The 22,321-nt window shown below is 46.4% G+C and carries 15 protein-coding genes; 6 read left to right on the top strand and 9 right to left on the bottom strand.

The genetic code is table 11. The features are described from left to right. Positions 1-13: 13 nt before the first annotated feature. From QUA54_RS20900 to QUA54_RS20880, 5 genes are all read right to left on the bottom strand, one after another. Complete coding sequence (locus QUA54_RS20900) at positions 14-2,083, bottom strand: response regulator (RefSeq protein WP_333416126.1); 2,070 nt, start codon at positions 2,081-2,083, stop codon at positions 14-16. Between the two features lie 7 nt (positions 2,084-2,090). Beyond that, on the bottom strand, positions 2,091-2,798 hold the full coding sequence (locus QUA54_RS20895) for a chemotaxis protein CheB (protein ID WP_333416125.1): 708 nt from the start codon (positions 2,796-2,798) through the stop codon (positions 2,091-2,093). Beyond that, positions 2,770-3,597 (bottom strand): protein-glutamate O-methyltransferase CheR, encoded by an 828-nt coding sequence (locus QUA54_RS20890; protein ID WP_333416124.1) that lies wholly within the window; start codon positions 3,595-3,597, stop codon positions 2,770-2,772. The genes QUA54_RS20895 and QUA54_RS20890 overlap by 29 nt, the downstream gene beginning before the upstream one ends. 160 nt (positions 3,598-3,757) lie before the next feature. Beyond that, positions 3,758-9,574, bottom strand: a complete 5,817-nt coding sequence (locus QUA54_RS20885; protein ID WP_333185674.1) for a HAMP domain-containing protein — start codon at positions 9,572-9,574, stop codon at positions 3,758-3,760. Between the two features lie 526 nt (positions 9,575-10,100). Next, positions 10,101-12,257, bottom strand: coding sequence for an FAD-dependent oxidoreductase (locus QUA54_RS20880; protein ID WP_333416123.1), 2,157 nt, complete (start codon positions 12,255-12,257; stop codon positions 10,101-10,103). A 263-nt stretch (positions 12,258-12,520) separates the two neighbouring features. Between QUA54_RS20880 and QUA54_RS20875 the strand changes: the two genes are divergently transcribed. From QUA54_RS20875 to QUA54_RS20865, 3 genes are all read left to right on the top strand, one after another. After that, entirely contained in the window at positions 12,521-12,931 is a 411-nt protein-coding gene (locus QUA54_RS20875; RefSeq protein WP_333416150.1) for a hypothetical protein, read from the top strand. Between the two features lie 90 nt (positions 12,932-13,021). Continuing rightward, positions 13,022-13,783, top strand: a complete 762-nt coding sequence (locus QUA54_RS20870) for an aldolase/citrate lyase family protein (RefSeq protein WP_333416122.1) — start codon at positions 13,022-13,024, stop codon at positions 13,781-13,783. A 283-nt stretch (positions 13,784-14,066) separates the two neighbouring features. Continuing rightward, on the top strand, positions 14,067-14,735 hold the full coding sequence (locus QUA54_RS20865; protein ID WP_172190452.1) for a 2OG-Fe dioxygenase family protein: 669 nt from the start codon (positions 14,067-14,069) through the stop codon (positions 14,733-14,735). 123 nt (positions 14,736-14,858) lie between these two features. Here QUA54_RS20865 and QUA54_RS20860 read toward each other — a convergent pair whose 3' ends face one another. The 3 genes from QUA54_RS20860 to QUA54_RS20850 all read right to left on the bottom strand — a co-directional run bounded on the left by QUA54_RS20860 (position 14,859) and on the right by QUA54_RS20850 (position 16,398). Then, positions 14,859-15,347 (bottom strand): hypothetical protein, encoded by a 489-nt coding sequence (locus QUA54_RS20860; protein WP_333416121.1) that lies wholly within the window; start codon positions 15,345-15,347, stop codon positions 14,859-14,861. Between the two features lie 362 nt (positions 15,348-15,709). After that, positions 15,710-16,123, bottom strand: coding sequence for a nuclear transport factor 2 family protein (locus tag QUA54_RS20855; RefSeq protein ID WP_333027583.1), 414 nt, complete (start codon positions 16,121-16,123; stop codon positions 15,710-15,712). Between the two features lie 131 nt (positions 16,124-16,254). Continuing rightward, the gene (locus tag QUA54_RS20850; RefSeq protein WP_333416120.1) at positions 16,255-16,398 is read right to left on the bottom strand and encodes a hypothetical protein; all 144 of its coding nucleotides are present in this window, start codon (positions 16,396-16,398) and stop codon (positions 16,255-16,257) included. Between the two features lie 391 nt (positions 16,399-16,789). Here QUA54_RS20850 and QUA54_RS20845 point away from each other — a divergent pair, with 391 nt between their 5' ends. The 3 genes from QUA54_RS20845 to QUA54_RS20835 all read left to right on the top strand — a co-directional run bounded on the left by QUA54_RS20845 (position 16,790) and on the right by QUA54_RS20835 (position 20,771). Beyond that, on the top strand, positions 16,790-18,055 hold the full coding sequence (locus QUA54_RS20845) for a Na/Pi symporter (protein ID WP_333416119.1): 1,266 nt from the start codon (positions 16,790-16,792) through the stop codon (positions 18,053-18,055). A 192-nt stretch (positions 18,056-18,247) separates the two neighbouring features. After that, a complete protein-coding gene (locus QUA54_RS20840) occupies positions 18,248-19,300 on the top strand; it encodes an aromatic ring-hydroxylating dioxygenase subunit alpha (protein WP_333416118.1) in 1,053 nt (350 codons plus the stop codon). Between the two features lie 34 nt (positions 19,301-19,334). Next, positions 19,335-20,771: an NCS2 family permease gene (locus QUA54_RS20835; RefSeq protein ID WP_333416117.1), complete on the top strand. Its 1,437-nt coding sequence runs from the start codon at positions 19,335-19,337 to the stop codon at positions 20,769-20,771. Positions 20,772-20,839: 68 nt separating this feature from the next. Here the strand turns inward: QUA54_RS20835 and guaD are convergent, their stop codons facing one another. Next, on the bottom strand, positions 20,840-22,195 hold the full coding sequence (gene guaD / locus QUA54_RS20830; RefSeq protein ID WP_333416116.1) for a guanine deaminase: 1,356 nt from the start codon (positions 22,193-22,195) through the stop codon (positions 20,840-20,842). Positions 22,196-22,321: the final 126 nt, after the last annotated feature.

Here is a 22,321-nt window from a genome sequence, read left to right as displayed (position 1 = left end):
CTTAATATTATTATCAGTAATCGGCACGGGATTGGGGGGTCAGAAAAGCGGTTTCAACCGCCGAGTCCGTCGGCTCGGGATTTTCGAGTATTCCTGCGAGGTTAGCAATTCCGGCAATTAACTCAGTTACCTCAACTGGTTTACATAAGTGCATCTGGAAACCAGCTTGCAGCGCTTGCTGGCGCTCGGACTCTCTGGCGTAGGCCGTCAGGGCGATCGCAGGCATCTTTCTACCCCTGAGCGCTTCCATTTCTCTCACCCGCGCGATCAACTCGTAGCCGTCCGATCCGGGCATTCCAATGTCGCTCAGCAGCACATCCGGCCAAAAACTCTCCAGTGCAGCTAGAGCCTCGGCCACCGATGCGGCAGATCGCACCATAGCTCCTTCCTCCTCCAGTAAAGCAATCAAAAACTCCCGCGTATCATCGTCATCATCCACCACCAGCAACTGCAAATTAACCAGAGCTGGGGGAGCCTCTGCCGGCTCATTGAGCTGCGACCAACCATCCTCTGCACCTCGGGCCTTCCTCTGTGCAAGAGGTAGAGCCACCGTAAATTTCGCACCCTCGCCCGGATTATTTTCTGCATCCACCTTACCGCCGTGCTGTTCCACCAAGTGACGGACGATCGCCAATCCCAGTCCCAATCCCCCGTAAGACCTAGTTGTGCTGCTATCAGCTTGGCGGAAGCGATCGAAAACATAAGGCAAAAAATCAGGAGCGATACCAATTCCGCTATCAATTATCTGAATTTGAGCCTCATCGCCAACGGACTCCAACCGCACCTCTACTTTACCATCTTGGGGAGTAAACTTAATCGCATTTGACAGCAAATTCCACACAATTTGCTGCAAGCGATCGAAATCGCCGATAACTTCACCTACATTTGGACTGTACGTTAATTCTAGGAGTATTGATTTTTCTTCAGCCAGCGGCCGCAAAGAATCAATTGCCAGCTCGATCACAGATTCCAACCGAATCGGATGCTTATTTAAATTTAGTTTCCCTCGCAGAATCCGCGAAACATCTAAAATATCTTCTATAAGTTGAGCTTGAGATTTAGCATTGCGCTCAATTGTTTCTAGAGCTTTATCAATAGTTTCGCCGTCAAATTTTTTTGCACGAAGCAGCCTGGACCAGCCGAGAATTGCATTTAAAGGAGTGCGGAGTTCGTGAGAAAGAATGGCGAGAAATTCATCCTTCATCTGGTTAGCTCTCTCAGCTTCCTGCCGCGCCACTTGTTCGCGGATTAGTCTGCCGCGTTCTTCCTCTGCTTGCTTGCGGTGAGTGACATCTCTCACCGTGCCCACGTGACCGATCAGTTTTCCCAAATCTGAAAACATTGGCGACGACTGCACGTGAATCCAACGCACAGTTTCGCTAACAGCTAATCGAAACTCGTTAGAATATTCCTGCCCTTCTTCTATCCATGCTGACAAATGTGCCACTACGCGATCGCGATCGTCTGGATGAACCGATCGCTGCCAAACCTCTGCCAAACTTGACTCCAAAATTAAACCGGAAATCGCTTGACAGCGGGGATTCATGTAAGTACAGCGGCCTTCAACGTCAGCTAAGTAAATTCCCAGCGGCGAACAAGCGCACAAAGTGCGAAACCGCTCTTCACTTTTAGTTAGTTCACTATTAACAGCAGCTAACTGTGTTGCTTGCTGCTTCACTTCGACTGTTTTTTGGAACAATTCCACAAATACCTGCACCTTAGATGTCAATATTTCCGGTTCCAAGGGTTTGAAGAGGTAATCCACCGCACCCAAAGAATAACCTTTAAACACGTGGGTGTCATTACTGCTGAATGCTGTGATAAAAATAATCGGAGTCGATCGCGATCGATCTCTAGAGCGGATCAATGTTGCTGTCTCAAATCCATCCATTCCCGGCATCTGCACATCAAGCAAAATTACCGCAAAATCTTCATTAAGCAGACATCTCAGAGCTTCTGCGCCCGAATTAGCTTGTACTAGATTATAAGAGGGGCTGTTGAGGATAGCTTCTAGAGCCACCAAATTTTCTGGGCGATCGTCAACTAAAAGGACATTTACTCGATCGGGGAGCTGCACATTCATAAATTTTTTAATCTTTAATTCTTAGCAACTTGACTAAACAGGGAGCAATTTTAGAGAGGGGTAAAATCCAGTCTACTTCAACATTTGCGATCGCGGAGGCCGGCATGGTCCGGCATAGAGCCGAGGCCGGTTCCTCCACAAATGTCAATCCTCCCTCAGCTTTAATTTTTGCCAGCCCTTCACTGCCATCAGAATTAGCTCCCGTTAAAATTATCCCGATAACTTTCTCCCCAAAGGCATCCGCAGCAGACTCAAACAGCACATCGATTGAGGGCCGCGCATAACACACAGGGCCCTCAGTTGATAGTGCAAATGTAGCAGTTCCGCGACAGACGATTGGTGATTTTGAATTGTGCATTGGCTCCAATGCAACCCTCCCCCAACTTGTAAAGTCGTTTTCAGACACGCTTTGCTTCCACTCGCGGGGCGATTCTATGAGCAAGTGATAGTCAGCAGGAGCCAAATAAACCCGTCCTGGGGCGATCGGCTCTTTGTCTTCTGCCTCTGTAATTTGGAGAGAACTTTGCTTTTGTAAAAAATCACTAAGCCTATCCTGAGAACTCTTATGGCGGTGTTGGACAATAACTACAGGCAAAGGAAAGCTTTGCGGCAAATTTGCCAGCAGCACAGTCAGAGCCTGTAGCCCTCCCAAAGAGGTGCCAACAACCACTATTTCAAACTTTTTTTTATTTAATTCTGCGGTAGAGTTTATCACTACGTTCAATTGCTTCATAGTGTTTTTCATAAACTGTAAAATTTAGAGACTCCTGATGTCCGAGCCCTAAAACTCCAAACATCGCCAGGCTGTCATAAAAAAGCTTGTGTACCCGATCTTGGAGGGATGAATTGAAATAAATCAGCACATTCCGGCACAAGATTACATTAAACTCATTAAAAGAAGTATCCGTTGCTAAGTTGTGGTGAGCAAAGACAATGTTATCTTTCAGAGAAGAGCGAAAAATTGCATTTTCATAAGCAGCAGTGTAATACTCAGAAAACGCTTTTTTACCCCCTGCTTGGTGGTAGAGTTGCGTATATTCTTGCATTTGTCTCAGGGGAAAGATACCTGTTTTTGCTGTTTTCAACACTAATTCATTCATATCAGTAGCGTAAATCCTACAGCGGTCATAAAGTCCTTCTTCTTGCAGCAAGATTGCCATAGAATAGACTTCTTCTCCCGTTGAACATCCAGCGTGCCAAATCCGAATAAAAGGATAAGTACGCAGCAGCGGCACCACTTTATTTCTGAAACTAATGTAAAAGCTGGGATCGCGAAACATCGCCGTTACATTGACAGAAATGTCCACCAGGAAACGGTCTAGGTAGCCCGGATGGTGGAGTACCTTTTCCTGGAGTGCCGAGACACTGGTAAGGTGTTCCGAGCGAATAGTTTTCCAAATGCGGCGCTTGAGAGAGGCCAGAGCATAATTGCGAAAATCAAATCCGTAATAGCGAAACATTCCCTCTAGTAGGAGTTGAATTTCGATTGTTTCAAGTTCATGACTTGGGGGCATTTTTAATTAGTTATTGGGAATTGGGACTTGGTTATTGGGACTTGGGAACTTGTACGCGAGCGTAGCCGAATTATTGGGACTTGGGAATTGGTTGTTTCATAATTGCTCTTTTTTCCTTCTTCCTTCTTCCTTCTTCCTTCTTCCTTCTTCCTTCTTTCCATTATCGATAAAGCCAAACACGCAGCAGCGAGAGCAACTGTTCGGTATCAACAGGTTTGGTAATGTAGTCAGAAGCGCCAGCTTCGATACATTTTTCCCGATCGCCCTTCATAGCTTTGGCAGTAAGAGCAATCATGGGCAGGGAAGCGAATTGAGGCATATTACGAATTGCTTGCATTGTTTCGTAACCGTCCATCTCTGGCATCATCACGTCCATCAACACAATATTTATACCAGGCGTATTTTGCAATGTATCAATGCCCTGTCTGCCGTTTTCAGCAAACACAATTTCCATTTGATGGCGCTCCAGCATACTCGTCAGCGCGAAAATATTCCGCATATCGTCGTCAACAATCAAGACTTTTTTGCCCGCGAGCGTCGAATCAGTTTGATACAATTGCTCGAGCATTTGGCGCTTCGGTTCCGGCAAATCTGCTTGAACTCGGTGCAGGAACAAAGCTGTTTCATCTAACAAACGTTCCGGCGATCGCACATCTTTAACAATTATTGTTTCAGCCATGCGCTTCAGTTGAGTTTCTTCGGCTCTCGTCAACTCTTTGCCTGTATAAACAATAATCGGCAGACTTTTTAAAGTTGCATCTTTCTTGATCTGCTCGATCAGTTCAAAACCAGTCATATCTGGCAGTCCCAAATCGAGTACAATGCAGTCAAAATGCCCTGATAGCAAAGTTTCTAGCGCCTCTGCACCGCTCCCCACAGCCGTCGTTACAACATCGTGATTGCCGATTAAATCCACAATGCTGAGACGCTGCGTTTCGTCGTCTTCTACAACTAGCAGATTTTTGACTCGCCGATCGACAAAACCCTTAATATCAGTCAAAGCTTTGCTTAGAGCTTCGCTGCTAACAGGTTTTTGCAAATAGGCGATCGCCCCTAACTGCAAACTGCGCTGCCGCCCTTCTTCAACGGATACAATGTGAACCGGAATGTGGCGCGTATTCGGATCGTGCTTTAAGCGATCCAGCACTGTCCAGCCATCCATCACAGGCAAATTGAGATCCAGCATAATTGCAGTTGGCTTGAACTCTCGCGCCATCGCCAAACCGATATCGCTCCGCAAAGCCACTAAACCTTTAAAACCTTGATCTCGCGCCATATCCAAAAGAATGCGAGCGAAGTTCACGTCATCTTCAATAATCAACAGCACGCGATCGCCCAGCTCGACAGTTTCCCGGTCATCAGCGATCATAGGTGATGGATAAGGGGCGATCGGCAAGTGGAAATTCGGCGCAGGAACTGCTGAAGAAATAGCAGCCGGCAATTGAGCCGTTTGCTTGCCCGTTCCCGATTCTCCCTCATTGATTATTCGCGATTCTTGGTAAGTTTGGGGCAGATAAAGCGTGAACCTACTACCCTCACCCGGGCGGCTTGTCAATTTAATTTCTCCGCCTAATAGATTAGCGATTTCTCTACTAATTGACAAACCCAAACCCGTACCCCCGTATTTGCGGCTAGTGCTACCATCAGCTTGTTGGAAAGCCTCAAAAATAACCCTGTGTTTTTCAGCAGAAATCCCAATTCCCGTATCGCTAACTGAGAAAGCCAAAACAGTAGGGGAACTCCTTAAACTTTCTATCTCTAAACTCCACCCTTCCCGCGCTACTTCGACACGCAATTTTACCTCACCCCGCTCTGTAAACTTAAACGCATTAGAGAGCAGATTCTTCAAAACTTGTTGCAGCCGTTTAGCATCAGTATAGAGACCTTTTGGCAACCCACCCTCAAGCTCTATTTGAAAACTCAACTTCTTATCCTGGGCGATTTGGCGGAAAGTTCGATCCAAATGATCTCGCAAGTCGGCAAACAACACTTGCTCAATTTCCACCGACATCGTGCCTGATTCAATCTTAGCGAGATCCAGGATGTCATTAATCAGCCCTAACAGATCTGTTCCCGCCGAGTAAATTGTGCGCGTGTATTCAACTTGCTTCAGAGTCAAATTGCCTTCAGTATTGTCAGAAAGCAAGCGAGCGAGAATCAACAGCGAATTCAGCGGAGTTCGCAACTCGTGAGACATATTTGCCAGAAACTCCGACTTATACTTAGAAGTTAAAGCCAACTGTTCGGCTCTTTCTTCCAATAACCCCCTCGCCTGTTCGATATCTCGGTTTTTCCGCTCAACTTCCTTATTTTGTAGTGCTAGCAATTCAGCTTGCTCTTCTAGTTCTTCATTCGTTTGTTGCAACTCTTCCTGCTGCTTCTTCAGCAGTTCCTCATTCGTCTGCTGCAACTGCGCTTGCTGTTCTAGCCGCTTGTTAGTTTCCGTTAGTTCCTTTTGCTGAGCTTGCAACTCTTCAGCCAAAGATTGCGACTGTTTCAGCAACTCTTCCGTCCGCATACTCGCCGCAATTGTATTTAAAACAATGGCGATACTTTCCGTGAGTTGGTCGAGGAATGTTAAGTGAATTTCGCTGAAGCGGCGGAACGAAGCTAGCTCAATTACCGCTGTCACCTGCCCTTCAAACAGTACAGGTAAAACCACGACATTCAGCGGCGTAGATTCTCCCAGACCCGAGCTAATTTTAACGTAGTTGTCCGGCACTTCTGTCAACAGTATTCGTTCCTTTTCCAGGGCGCACTGTCCGACCAAACCTTCGCCTAAATGGAATTTATTTCCTAAGCTTTTACGTTCCCGGTAGGCGTAGGTACTTAACAGTTTGAGGAAGGGGTCGTGTTCTACAGTTTCCATCATAAAGAAGACGCCATGCTGAGCAGAAACCAGTGGCGTTAGTTCTGATAAAATTAATTTAGAAACAGTCTCTAAATCTCGCTGACCTTGCAGCATTCGAGTGAACTTAGCGAGGTTGGTCTTGAGCCAATCTTGCTCGGTATTCTTCTGCGTTGTCTCCCGGAGATTGGCAATCATCTGGTTGATGTTGTCCTTGACGATCGCCACTTCTCCTTCAGCAGCCACGGAAATTGACCTCGTTAAATCGCCTTTAGTAACACCAATTGCCACTTCGGCGATCGCGCGCACCTGAGTAGTCAAATTCGCCGCCAATTCATTCACATTATCCGTCAAATCTCGCCACGTTCCCGCCGCCCCGGGAACCTTTGCCTGACCGCCTAACTTCCCTTCAATTCCCACCTCCCGCGCTACCGTACTAACTTGATCCGCAAACGTCGCCAGCGTGTCGATCATCTCGTTAATCGTATCTGCCAGAGTCGCAATTTCTCCCTTAGCTTCCAGCATTAATTTCCGCTTCAAATCGCCATTCGCCACCGCCGTCACAACTTTAGCAATACCCCGCACTTGCGCTGTCAAATTTCCCGCCATCGAGTTTACATTGTCGGTTAAATCTTTCCAAGTTCCCGCAACTCCTTTCACCTCAGCTTGACCGCCCAATTTACCCTCAGTTCCCACCTCCCGCGCCACCCGCGTTACCTCAGAAGCAAAGGAATTAAGCTGATCCACCATCACGTTAATAGTGTCTTTCAGTTCGAGAATTTCGCCTTTGACATCGACGGTGATTTTCTTCGATAAATCACCATTTGCCACCGCTTTCGTCACTTCCGCAATATTCCGCACCTGCGCCGTCAAATTCCCCGCCATCAAGTTAACATTATCGGTTAAATCTTTCCAAGTTCCCCCTACACCCCGCACGTAAGCTTGCACACCTAATTTACCTTCCGTTCCCACTTCTCTCGCCACCCGCGTTACTTCAGATGCGAAGGAGCTCAACTGATCCACCATGATGTTAATCGTGTTTTTCAGTTCGAGAATTTCGCCTTTCACATCGACTGTAATTTTCTTGGATAAATCGCCATTTGCCACAGCGGTTGTCACTTCCGCAATGTTCCGCACTTGGGCGGTAAGATTACCCGCCATCGAGTTAACTGAATCCGTTAAATCCTTCCAGGTTCCGGCAACTCCTTTAACTTCAGCTTGCACGCCTAACTTCCCTTCCGTTCCCACTTCCCTCGCAACCCTAGTTACTTCTGATGCGAAGGAATTTAACTGATCAACCATCGTGTTGACAGTGTTTTTTAACTCCAGAATTTCACCTTTAACATCTACAGTAATTTTCTTTGATAAATCGCCATTTGCCACAGCCGTCGTAACAGCAGCAATATTCCGTACTTGCTCCGTCAAACTACCCGCCATAAAATTAACTGAATCCGTTAAATCCTTCCAAGTTCCTGCTACGCCTCGGACATCCGCTTGACCGCCGAGTTTACCTTCGGAACCCACTTCCCTAGCCACCCGCGTGACTTCCGAAGCGAAGGAATTAAGCTGATCCACCATCACGTTAATAGTGTTTTTCAGTTCTAAAATTTCGCCTTTAACCTGTACCGTAATTTTTTTAGATAAGTCACCGTTAGCCACAGCCGTCGTCACATCAGCAATGTTGCGGACTTGTGCTGTTAAATTCCCGGCCATTGAGTTAACTGAATCCGTTAAATCTTTCCAGGTTCCTGCTACTTCCTGCACTTCAGCTTGTACGCCTAATTTCCCTTCAGTTCCCACTTCCCTCGCAACCCTGGTTACTTCTGATGCGAAGGAATTTAACTGGTCAACCATCGTGTTGACAGTGTTTTTGAGTTCGAGAATTTCCCCTTTAACATCGACGGTAATTTTCTTAGATAAATCGCCCTTTGCCACAGCAGTTGTCACTTCAGCAATGTTCCGCACTTGTGCTGTCAAACTGCCGGCCATGAAGTTAACGCTATCAGTTAAATCCTTCCAAGTTCCTGCAACTCCTTTAACTTCTGCTTGACCGCCGAGTTTGCCTTCGGAACCTACTTCTCTCGCCACCCGCGTTACTTCAGATGCGAAGGAATTTAACTGATCCACCATGATGTTAATCGTGTTTTTCAGTTCGAGAATTTCACCTTTAACATCTACTGTAATTTTTTTAGATAAGTCACCATTTGCCACAGCCGTCGTCACGTCAGCAATGTTCCGTACTTGTGCGGTAAGATTGCCTGCCATCGAGTTAACTGAATCCGTTAAATCTTTCCAGGTTCCTGCAACTCCCCGCACTTCAGCTTGCACGCCTAATTTCCCTTCGGTTCCTACTTCTCTCGCCACTCGCGTTACTTCAGATGCGAAGGAACTCAACTGATCCACCATGATGTTAATCGTGTTTTTCAGTTCGAGAATTTCGCCTTTAACATCTACTGTAATTTTTTTGGATAAATCGCCATTTGCCACAGCGGTTGTCACGTCAGCAATGTTCCGCACTTGTGCTGTTAAATTCCCGGCCATCGAGTTAACTGAATCCGTTAAATCTTTCCAGGTTCCTGCAACTCCCCGCACTTCCGCTTGCACGCCTAATTTCCCTTCGGTTCCTACTTCCCTAGCCACCCGCGTTACTTCCGACGCAAAGGAGCTCAATTGGTCTACCATTGTGTTGACAATTTGGGCTGTTTGGAGGAATTCTCCTTTGAGGGGTCTGTCTTCTATTTCTAAGGCGATGGTTTGCGATAAATCTCCTTTTGCTACGGCCCGAATTACTCTGGCGGTTTCAGAGGTTGGTTGCACTAAATCTGTAATTAGGGTATTGACAGAATTTACGCTAGCTGACCATGAGCCCTCGGCGCTGCCGATGGTGGCGCGCTGGGCGATTTTGCCTTCTTTACCGACAACTGTGCCGATGCGATCGAGTTCGGCCGCCATTCTCTCATTGAGCTCGATAATGTCGTTAAGTTCGTCAGCAATTTTTCCCGCTAGACCGGTCTGGTCTATGGGCATCCGAACTGAAAAGTCTCCTTTTTTGACAGCTACTAAGGTTCTGAGTAACTGTTTGGCATAACCATTATTTGAATTGGGCTTTGTTATCTGTGCAGTTGACATGACCGTTACCTTTTTTGGCGAATTGGAAGGGGTTTGGCGCTGCTTCAGCGTTGATGGTGCAAGATATCTGGTTGGCGCGGGGCGCGGGTTCAGGCAGCACCAACCCTAGCTCTAATGAGTTTTTGGGGATGGTATTGCTATTATCGGACTAAAGTAGTAGCTGATTGCTTCCGTCAAAAGATGGATGAAAATTGGTGTCAATTATGGTATTACGTTTTACATTACACAGGGAGCGAAAATAAAGTCAAGGGCTAGAGGATGCTTACCGCACAAGAGCTTTTATGGACGATCGCACATCAAAGCTTCCCGTTCCCCCGGATTACAAAAATTCGGCTATTCAATTACCCTCTTGAGGTTTCAAATTGGGCTCTGGAATAATTGGAGACACCACAGGTAAGTCAACAAAGTTTGTTAAACCATAGGGCAAGTCGGAAGCCCGGAGTGCGCCTGTTGCTTCCGACATCGCACAGCAGTTTCTAGGGTAAGGTGCGCGGCAGAAGAACACCCTACAGATTACCAACTGCGATTATTTCCAGTTTTGCCACGAACTATTGAAAATAGAAGTACCCGGAAAGGCGATCGGATTCTTATTTTGCTGCAACCGCAACTGCAACACTTCTAAGTTTGGCTCGCGAGATGGCAATTCGTCCACTAATTCATAAGGTATAATCCCCTTTTCTAGGGAAAAAGCAGCCGTAACTCCCGCCGCAGCACCGGCAGACCATTCAAAAGAATGCACTCGATATGCAGCCGCCGCCGTGTGGCTAACAGCAATACTTTTACCCGCCACTAACATATTGTCAATTTTCTGAGGAATCATTGCCCGCAGCGGAATTTGGAACGGATAAGCTTGGCCTTGAGCTTTGCGAGTACCTTCCCGTTCGGTATTTCCCGGTGCTTCCGGCGGGCTGTTGGTCATGCAGGGGTGAAAGTCGATCGCATAATGACCTATACCCACAGAATCAGGATAAATCGTAGCGCGCGATCGCGATTTTGTATCCTCTACCGATTGACTTCCCACAGCCAAAGCCGGCGCATTCAAACCACCCACAACCAACCACAAATTGCGATACTCTTCCTCCGACAAATTCTGGCGGTAAAAATCAGTCTTAAAGTCAGTGCGAGACATATCAACTTCCCACACCGTAAAACCTTGAGGCTGATTGAAACTCGGTCGCCCAATAATGCGTCGGCCCTCCCGCATATAAGGATATTTAGAAAGTCCGTGCACCGTCCCCATCGGCGAATCCAAACCGCTCAAAAAACGATTGTTTGGATTAGGCTTTTTCACTCCCTCTCCTAGCTGCGAGTCAGTAGTTCCTGTTACCAGCCAGTAGAAAAATCCTTGGGCATTTTCCTCCCCTCTGCGCAAAGTTTCCGTTCGCAAACCGCCCATCCATCCCCCTGATTGCAGTTGACCGGACTCTTGCAACTGCTCGCGAGAATAAATTAAATTGTCCTGGGCAGAACCGGGGCGATAGTCATTGCCCCAAGTCCAGTTTTGCATCGAAATATCCCCCGGATAAATTGGGAATTGCTTCGGGTCTGAAGGTCGCTTTTGCTCTGGTCTCATGCTCCTGATTTGGCGGTAGGTAAAAACTAAGGGAAAGCTCGCCAATCTCTGCAATTCGTAACTGTAGTAAGGAGCGTATTGTTGATAAAAAGACGGCGCTTGGTGCTGCTGCGGTTCCTTCGTTGCCTGCATTGCAAAGGTGTAGGTAAAACCTTGAGTGCAGTAAGCGTCGCCGCTTGGGCTGGGGGAGGAAGGTTCGAGAGGGGAACGCGGGTCAATTCCGAGGCGGTAAGGAACATCCGCAAGTCCGATCAATTCGCCTGTTTCGGTGGCATCTACAACGTACCAATCAGCACCCCCCCTAGCCCCCCCTTGTAAAGGGGGGGAACTTGTGGAATTGCCCCCTTGTAAAGGGGAACTGGTGGAATTCCCCCCCCTTGGCAAGGGGGGGCTAGGGGGGGTTCCAGATGCTTTAGGAATAAACTCAATAATAGTTTTGTTAAATCGCGCCGAATTTTCGTAGCGATAGGCATCTTCGATAGTCTGAGAAAGAGTTTCAGTGTTGATTGGCGGGGTGTTGGCGGCCGGTTTGTGTTGAATGGCGATCGCACTTTTAATTTGTTGACCCCCAACCGTATTCCCCGCCACAGCAGGAGTAATTGCTAGTTCTTTAATAACCGTATTGGGAAACCATTTCAGTGTGCCTTTGCCTTTTTTAGCAGCATCCTGCAAGATGTTAAATAGAATTTTGTGACCGTCGTAGGGCATGAAACACGAATAGCTAACCCAACAGCCTCCGGGATTTAGCCGGCCGTAATGTTCCCCGATCCGCCGCCGCAATTCTAGGTAGCCGCGGGGGTAATATAAGAGCGATCGCTGAGTCTCTCTTTCATCGAGTGCGGAAGTTCCCTGGGAGGAAATTTGACCGCCTACCCAATCAGTAATTTCAGTCAGGCAAACTGTGCGCCCCGCCAGCAAACCTTCGTAAGCCGTAGCAGCACCTGCGAGCCCGCCGCCTGCTACTAGAATATCGCAAGTTTCTGCACTGTCCCGATTGCGGGGAGGTGCGGCAAATACTGGCGAAATGCTCCCAATCGCGGAAATTATGCCGAGGGTGAGGCTAACGATCGATCGACCTTTGAGCAAAAATAGATACCGTCGAAGTTTCATCGGAGATTGTGGAATTAATTTTGACATCAGCAAAAAACACTCATCGCATCCAAATGTTTATTTTGCAGTATACTGGTATTTCGTGGTGCAGTCAGGGCCAACTTTTTTTAGATAAGAGGCATTAATACCAGCCACAACTCTTGAACAGCCGGCTCAACCTTATGCTCAATATAGTCAAATTTTTTAGGTCATTCATTCCTTTTGAGAGTTTAACAATTACCACAAGTTTAACTTTTTCGGAAGTTTTGCGCAGGTTGGACGAAGTGGTTACTTTCCCCAAACTTTTTAGAATAATTCTACCCTTTGGCCCCCCACCTGCTAAACTTTATGAAGGAACAATTTCTGGCAATACATTCAAAATTAATCGCATTACCATCGGCCGCTATTTATTTTTCCCAATTATACAAGGAGATATACATACTCAACCCTTCGGTTGTTCCATCAAAATTAGGATGAGTTTACATAAAATAGTTATAGGATTTATAATTCTTTGGCTGTGGACAACTGGCAGTATTGGAATGTTTTCTTTATTTGCTTGGTTAGTCGAACCCTCTGTGGGACCAATATTTTTACCAATCTTAGGAATGTTTGTTTGTGCCTGGCTTTTGTGCTTGATTCCTTTTAAAATAGAAGCAAAAGCAGCTACAAAGTTTTTGTCGATTCTCTTAACCTAAAGTAATTTGTAACGGCAATGTTTTAGCTGTACTATTAAAAACAATTTGGGTGCACCGGCATTCATCGGCAGTTAAAAAAACTCCAAATTTATGCGTCAAAACCAACTCAAACAAAAAATTAAACAAGGCGAAACAGTCCTGGGTTTATTTATGAACTGCGCTTATCCCGCATTCATGGAAATATGCGGTCACGCTGAATTTGATTTCGCCGTCATCGACATGGAACACGGGCCCCTGAACCCCCTTGCTGCTGAAGATTTGTGTCGCGCGGCCGACTGCACCGGAATTGCACCCATTGTTCGCGTCCGCAAAAACGACGGGCCGCAAATTCAACGAGCTCTCGACATCGGCAGTGCAGGCGTTCAAGTACCTCAAATTGAAAGCAAAATTGATGCTGAAACCGCTGTCAAAAGTGCTAAATACAGTCCTCTGGGCACGCGAGGCCTTTCCTTCGCTACGCGGGCCGGACTTTACACCGCGGCAGGTACAAATATCACTGACAAACTCAACGAAGAATCTTTAGTTGTGATTCATGTCGAAGGCAAAGGCGGCATCGACAACCTAGCAGAAATTGTTACTGTGCCAGAGGTTGACGTGATTTTTCTGGGCCCTTACGATCTGTCACAGTCGATCGGCATTCCCGGCCAAGTCCGCGATGCCCGAGTCATCGACATGATGCAGGAGGCAGTGCAAACCATCCGCAAAGCAGGCAAAGCCGCGGGTACTTTTGCCGAAAACCCCGAAATCGCCAAGCAGTGGATTGATGCTGGCGTTCAGTACGTCGCACTTGGAGTCGATGTTGCCGTTTTCCTGCGGGCCTGTCAGTCGCTGGTCAAAGCAGTGCGGAGTTAATAGATCGAATCCGGTTAGATAATAATGATACCGCTCGCACTCCACTCGCGAGGGGGGACGCGAGCACTCTACTCGGAAAGGACTTGCGCCCTGGGACGGAACAAACCGATTTTTTTGCCTTAATCCTATAAATTTTGTTGAGCTTAGCCGTCGTCTTTACGATATCTTTGCAATTTTCGTAGTGTCTTTTACGACACATACAAAAAACCTGCGCTAGAGTAGAAGCATACACCTCCTTAAGGCAAAACTAAGGAGGGGAGCAAGGCTTCAGGGAGAAAAATCTATGAAAACCGTATTAGAATCCATTCATTTGGATTATGCCTTCATGTTTACTTTCAAAAAAGTAAACTCGATTAAGCTAGAAGGTTTCAAGGAATTTTTTGACGATATGCCTGTCGATCCGTATGTGAAAGGTAAGTATCGTTCGAGAAGATTATCGCGGTTTGCAGTCAACGGAAATGAGTTAGTTAAGTTACCTCACGGCTATTTGTATCAAAGCAAAACATACAATCCGCTAGTGGGCGATATCAGGCGCGAATTTGCCGAATTGGACGATCGGCTAATCGCCCTCGATAATTTCAAACAGATGATTTTTGCTTTTTTCGATTCTTGCAAAATTCACCCCGAAGCTGAAATCGGCATCCATCAAATCAGGACGACTTGTTCGCCGCACAATTTCGGGAACCCCGCACCGGAAGGCATTCACCAAGACGGTACTGATTTTATCGGCATCTTCTCGGTTGACAGAACTAATATTGTCGGCGGGGAAACGCATTTGTACTTGGCTAAAAAAGAGAAGCCTGTTTTTAATAAAATTCTGCATCCGGGAGAATTGCTGTTAGTTAACGACCACGAGTTTTTCCACTTTACTACGCCGATTAAACCGGAATCTGAAGGCGTGGGAACCAGGGATGTCTTTGTCCTGACTTCTCCGAGTTTGCTTTGCGATTGAGGATACAGTCTTGGACGCATAACCTAATGATGTAGGGTGCGCACTGCGCACCTTACTCCGATTACCCATTACTGCATCCCACAGATCACCTTTTGGTTGCGCCCCCACCCATCTCGATCATGGTTAATGCTTCGGAAAATCAATTCCTGAAATGGATATTCCTTCCATCTTCTGCACATATCGTCCTTGAGCCGCTACACATTCTGCCATTTTTTTAGCTTGTATGGGTTGACTCCTTGGATCGGGGGAGATACCTCTATACTCCCATGTACCGCGAATGTCGCCAGAGAATGCTTTTCCATTGTTTTTTAATACTAGCTCTGTGCCAGTTGCATCAATATAGAATTTCCCATTTACCAAAGAAACGCTGCTAATTGTGATAGATTCGACTCCTTTGTAGGGATTTGCCGGACCATCGACGATCTTGATGCAGATTCTATTGTTTTGATGTGCAATCTCTCTACGGGAGTTATTGAACATTGTTCCTTGAGCGTAGTAAGCTCCTGTGGGTAGAATTGTAGAGCCCTGTTGATTACTTTGAGCAGAGGACAACGATGAGATTGACAGAAGGAGAGAACTAAAAATTAGTGTTTCGATAGCCAAAAATTTCATTTGCAACAAAACTCCATTAAAATTATTTTTTCAGATTCTACACGATCGTAGATGCTTTATAAACTTCTCTAGAGTTCTTGCAAAAGTCAAATTCACCCGCCGCAAGTCCCCCCTTATTAAGGGGGGAAACAAGAATAATCTTGCCTCCTCCCCTGATTCAAGAGGAGGGTTGGGGTGGGGTGCTTTGTATTTTTGCAAGAGTTCTAATCATGACTCAAGTCCTTACTACAAACCTTTCGTTAGTAGTGAGGACTTTATTTGTCTTTCTGGCGTTCAGTCAATCATGATTAAAGTCCTTACTACAAACCTGCATATTTTCCTAAAAAACCAGGTTTATGCGTCTAGCAACTCACAGATAAATCTTATCGAAACTTCCGTTCAGATTCTTGAATGGGAACATCATTAATGCTGGCTTCACGTCTTCGCATTAACCCATTTTCTGCAAATTCCCACTGTTCATTACCATAGGCGCGATACCAGTAGCCAGAATCATCGTGCCACTCATACTCGAAGCGAACAGAAATCCGATTGTCTGTAAAACTCCAGAGTTCTTTCTGCAAACGGTAATCTAATTCCTTTGCCCATTTTCGTCTTAAAAAAGCCTTGATTTCTTCCCGTCCGCTGAAGAATTCGGCACGGTTTCGCCACTGAGAATCTTCCGTATAAGCTAAGGCTACTCGTTCTGGATCGCGGGTATTCCAGGCATCTTCAGCAGCTTGAACTTTGGCTTTAGCCGTTTCCAACGTAAATGGCGGTAGAGGTGGTTTAGTTTCCATCAGCTTTGTTTTTTGTGATTGTAAAAGGTAGTGCGGTGTGCGTGGAGCCCTAGAGATAGCGTGTGTGCGTCGAGGACGGGCTTTATTAGATTAGATATTTTCCCCTCCCGTCCCTCTACATACAGCAGATTTCAGGTCGTCGATCGCACAGACGTGAAACCAGGAGCGATCGCTCCTGTCATATCGTTTCCGGTGGCATCGGAGTAATATATTTGGATAATATCAGTGCGAGCGTCCCGGCTGGCTAACACGATCGCGAGCGGGGACGCTCGCACGCTTATAATTCCTATCCCACCGGATTTGATATCAGCCCTGCGATTCCTGGTGCGCCGACTGTCAATATTTGGCGGCGTGTGATTTTCTGACAGAATAAGTTCCTCCTTCCGCTGCGGTTAATTGATAGCGGTTACTTAAAGCTTAAAGAGTGTAAACAGTTCGTTCAACCTCGATTCTTGCTCTAAATTATCGAAATCTTGCTCTAGTTACGGATGGCGCCATGCGTTCTTTCTGGGAAGAAGCCACCCGTTAGTTTATGATTTGCGCAAGTTTTGTTAACCTGTTTATAAACCAATTATAATCTTTTTTCTGGACTTTTAAACTATTTATTTAGGTAGATGTTTGGCATTTAGTAAAAATTTAAAGTAAATAAAAAATTGAGGAAACATCATGCGGTATTTAAATAAGTCAAGGAATAAAATTTTTAACCTATTGGTACTCAGCTTTTTAGCAACAATATTGATTGTTGTTCCTCCCTTAATCGGCGCTCGTTATAATTTATTTTACCCATCTTTAGAAGTTAGCGTCCAAGCTCAAACGCCCAATTCAAGCGAAGTAGAACCAACGCCTGCTGCTACTGAAGAACAGCAACAGCAGAAGAATCAACCAGCTAAGAATGCCAGCGAAGGGGAAGATAAAAAAGAGGAAAAACTAGAGCCTTTTAAAATGACAATGGGCGCGATTGGAGGATTGGTGCTATTTTTATATGGTGTTACTCGGATGGCGGAAGGACTCGAAGCAATTGCGGGCGATCGCATGAAAGAAATTATCGGACATTTTACTACAAATCGCTATGCCGGACTCGCCACAGGCGCAGCAGCCACAACTTTATTAGATTCTTCATCCGTCACAATTATTATTACAATTGCGATGGTGAGTGCCGGATTGCTAACATTTGTTCAGTCTCTAGGAGTAGTTTTAGGTTCCAATATTGGCACGACTATCGGCGCTCAAATCGTTGCTTTTAAAATTAACGAATACGCGCCAATTGTTATGTTTATTGGCTTCTTATTAACTTTTATTGGTAAAACAGACAGACTAAAAAATATTGGTTTAGTTTTGCTGGGTTTTGGCTTACTGTTTTTCGGACTAGACCAAATTGAAAGCGCAATGGAGCCGTTTGAGACCTACCAACCATTTCTTAAGTTAATGGAAACTTTGGGAGAAAAACCCTTACTAGGAGCTGGAATTGGTGCCTTGTTTACCATTTTAGTTCAATCTTCCTCCGCTACGGTTGCTATTATCGTTACCCTAGCTAGTCAAGGTTTAATTTCACTTCCTGCTGGGATTGCCTTAATGTTAGGAGCGGAAGTTGGCACTTGCGCCGATACATTAGTCGCGACAATTGGACGAGAAAGACCTGCTGTACGAACGGGCATTTTTCATTTATTATTTAATCTGACGACCGCCACTTTGGGGATTTTATTTGCTAGTCAATTGGCGGCGCTCGCCCAATGGTTCTCCAGCTTATTTGGGCCAGGCGAAGATGTTGCCCGAGAAATCGCCAATGCTCAATTAATATTTAACGTATTGGGCGTAATGTTGGTGATCGGATTTCTACCATTAATTGCTAAGGGATTGGAAAAAGTGATTCCCAAAGGCAAGGATGAAAGAGATTCGGCGTTCGATCGCAACTCGCGATCGGACTACAACTAGCATTTGAAATAGGTAAAAGAGCAGCGAGCCACCAGTTAGCCCCAGAGATTTGGGCGAAGTGAAACGTAGGGTTCGTTCCAAGGGCCCAACCTACAACTAACTCATGTTACTGAGACAGGCTATATGTAGTAAATCGTACAGAAGTAAGCTTTCTAATGTTTTAAGCTTCAGCGGTATTTCGCATACAGCATTATGCACACTACACAAGAACGATCGTGCAATTCTGCGTTTATATTGCCTCGAAACTGCACCTTTACTGAAACTGATTGGAAAGCCCTTGCGCCGTTTTGGTATCCGATCGCGTTCTCGCAGGAAGTCACTGATCGACCGTTTGCCGCCAAGCTGCTCGATGAACGGCTCGTGCTGTTTCGACTTTCCGATAGCTCGATCGTTGCAGCACGGGATTTGTGTTTGCATCGCGGTGCTCCTCTGAGTTTGGGATGGGTTGAGAACGATGAACTCCAATGCAAATATCACGGCGTCTGCTACGACAAAAGCGGTCAATGCACGCGTATTCCCGCTCAACCGGATGCCGCAATTCCCGCTCGGCTGAAATTGACGACCTACGCTGTCACCGAACGCTATGGTTTAGTGTGGGTAAGGCTTGTGGATAACGGTTCAGTCCATTTTCCTGACTTTAAGGAATGGAACGATCCAGACTATATTCAGGTACTCCCAGCCAGCGTGGCGATCGAAGCTGCCGCAGGTCGTCAAGTAGAAGGCTTTCTGGATGTGAGTCATTTTGCGTTTGTTCACACCGAATCCTTTGGCGAGCGCGAAAATCAAGAAGTGCCAGATTATCCCGTTGAGCGACTACCGCACGGGTTTCGCGCTGATTATGTCAGCACTGTGAGCAACTATCCGCACGGTCTAAAGCATCTGAGTCCGCCTGGGTTTAAGTGGCGTCGATTGTTTGAAGTGTGGCTGCCGTTCACAGCGAAGTTAACCGTTACCTTTCCGAACGGGCAGTTACACATTCTGAATGCTGCCTGTCCGGTTTCAGCCCGCAAGACGCGCTTGTTTGTGCCGATTTGCCGCAATTTTGACAAAGATGCACCCCTGCAAGACACGCTGGACTTTAACGATCAAGTGTTTGGCGAAGATAAGGACATTGTTGAAGAACAGTATCCCGAAGATTTACCGATCGCGCTGCAAGATGAAGTCCACATTGCCGGGGATAAAAGCTCGATCGCCTATCGCAAAGGATTGGCGGCATTGGGTCTAGGACGATCGTTTACCGCCTAACTCCTATCTCAATAGATTTTCGGAGATCGAAACCATGAGCGCTGATTTAGAATTTCAAAAACCGATTCCGCCAAAGCAATCCTACACAGGTTGGCAAGCAGCACTGGCAGAGTTCTTCCAGTTTGATTTCTACAGAACCAATTTCAAAACAGAGACGCTCGCCGGTATCACCACGTTCATGACGATGGGATACATCTTAGTCGTCAATCCGATCGTGCTGTCAAACGCGATTTTTCTACAACAGCCTGGAGATTTGTTTTCGCAATTGGCTGTGGCAACCGCTGTTGCGGCGGCAGTTGGAACCTTCTGCATGGCAATTTTAGCAAACTACCCTTTCGGGCTGGCGCCTGGAATGGGAACGAATGCCTTTTTTGCTTTCTCAGTTGTAATCGGACTGAAAATCGATTGGCGATTGGCGCTGTCGTGCGTGTTTGTTCAGGGGTTAATTTTTATCGCTCTGACATTCACGGATGTACGTCGGTTATTGATCGTGGCAATTCCCAGGTCGCTCAAGCACGCAACCGCAGCAGGGATTGGCTTGTTTATTGCCTACATCGGTATGTCAGGAGATGTTGCCAAAGGGGGAGCCGGATTGATTGTGGCAAATCCAGCGACAAAAACGGCGTTTGGCAGTTTAGCAGAACCGAACACGCTACTCGCTGTGGCGGGTTTAGCGATGACAGCCGGATTGGTGGTTCGGGGCGTCAGAGGTGCGTTACTATTTGGAATTTTTGGCACCGCAATTTGGGCTTGGCTGTTCAAGGTTTCACCCCCACCTCAAGGATTTTTTGCGCTGCCGGAACTGCCAAAAGACATTTTTGGTCAAGCATTTGTGGGAATTGCTAATCTGAACTCCGACAATTTTCTTGACTGGATTGCAGTGCTGTTTGTATTTCTGTTTGTTGATATTTTTGACACGATCGGGACGTTAACGGGTGTGGGAATGCGGGCAGGCTATATCGGCCCGGATGGCGAGTTGCCGCGTGCAAATAAAGCACTGATGGCAGATGCAATTGGCACCACAATCGGGCCGATCTTCGGTACGTCGAGCGTGACGGCTTATGTTGAATCCGTCGCAGGCGTTGCCGAAGGCGGTAGAACTGGATTTACCGCTTTAGTTGTGGCAGCATTATTTGCGGTGTCGCTGTTTTTCATTCCGGTGTTTAAAGCGATTCCGGCTTTTGCAACGACGCCGACGCTGGTGATTGTTGGCGCGATGATGTTGGCTGAGGTCAAAGAAATTCCCTGGGATGATATTTCGGAAGTGATTCCAGCGTTTCTAACGATATTCCTGATTCCATTGACTTATTCGATCGCGGAAGGGTTGTCGATCGGATTCATTGCCTATCCGATTGTGAAAACCTGCCAAGGTAGAGCCAAGGAAGTGTCTGGGGGAACTTGGATCATTGCGGGCATCTTCGTGATTCGGTTCATCTTTATGTCGCTGCGGTTTCATCATTCAGCAGCCTGAGCCGGCTCAGGCGAGATCCAACTGCTAGGTGTGAATGACTTACCAGTTGTTTAGGCGACGCCGATAGTTTAATCTGCTTTGCTGTAGGCGAGTTCTCCCAGGATGTAGGTTGCGTGAACGGCTCGATCGTCGCCCATGATGATTAAACTAAAGGCACGCTCGGCAAGTTCTTCCAGCGTTGTTGCGGGTGCCGCAGAATTGCGAAATGCCATGAGCGGCGTCGATCGCAAGTCCAGCACCACAAAATCTGCTTCTTTACCCACCTCGAAATTGCCAATGCGATCGTCCAGACATAACGCTCTAGCGCTGCCCAGGGTAGCGAGAAACAATGCTTGAAATGCAGAGAGAGAGTATTGTCTCAGTTGCGCGACTTTGTACGCTTCATTTGCCGTTTGCAGCATCGAAAGACTCGTTCCTGCACCAACATCTGTGGCAAGCCCTACTTTAATCGGAACGTCGATCGACTTCGCTTTTTCAAGATCGAACAACCCACTGCCTAAGAACAAATTTGACGTAGGACAGAATGCGATCGTCGATTTTGCTTCAGAGAGTCGTTGAAATTCTGCATTTGTCAGTTGTACGCCGTGTGCAAAGATCGATCGCTCTCCGACTAATCCGGCTCGATCGTACACATCGAGATAGCCTTTGCACTCGGGAAAAAGTTCTTTTACCCAAGCAACTTCATTAACGTTCTCTGATAAATGCGTGTGCAGATAAACATCAGGATACTCTTGCAACAGTTTCCCTGCTAGCTTCAGTTGTTCCGGGGTTGAAGTCGGTGCAAACCGAGGCGACACTGCGTATAACAATCGTTGATTGTGATGCCATTTTTCAATCAGTTGTTTGCTATCTTGATACGACTCTTGGGCCGTATCGATCAGATATTTCGGTGCATTGCGATCCATCATCACTTTACCAGCAATCATCCGCAGATTTCGACGGCTCGCGGCCTCAAAAAAAGCATCGACTGATGCTGAAAAAACCGCTGCTAAAACAACTGCCGTCGTCGTGCCGTTGCGTAATAGTTCATCAAGAAAAATAGCTGCAACCTGTTCGGCGTATTCTCGGTCTTTAAACTTCAGTTCGGTTGGAAACGTATATTGATTCAACCAATCCAAAAGCTGTTTTCCGTAAGCAGCAATCATTCCAGTTTGGGAGAAATGCACGTGAATATCAATAAATCCAGGCATCAACAGCATTCCTGGGTATTCAGACACAGTGATGTCTGAGAACTTCTCTTTCAGGCGATCGTAAGCTCCAAAAGCTTTAACAATTCCGTTTTCTACAACCAGCAGACCATCGGGAACATAGCGAACGCTTTGATTTTGGGCAACATAAAAAGGATCTTCCACAAAATCTAGAAAAGCACCGCGAAACGCTTTAATTGAGTTTTTAGATACAGATAAATTTTGGTTAATTGCCATGTGAAAAATTGTTTGGTTTTGGAGGTTGGCTCAATCCTATTAAAATGATTGCTTGTAATGTCAGATTTGTAAGTTACATTTACTACAAAAATAATTTTAAGACTAATCTAATCGCATTATTACTGC

It is taken from the genome of Microcoleus sp. MOSTC5, from assembly GCF_036701825.1.
Taxonomy (GTDB): domain Bacteria; phylum Cyanobacteriota; class Cyanobacteriia; order Cyanobacteriales; family Microcoleaceae; genus Microcoleus; species Microcoleus asticus.
The sequence above is the reverse complement of the archived record's forward strand: the minus strand, read 5'-3'. Positions and strand labels throughout refer to the sequence as shown.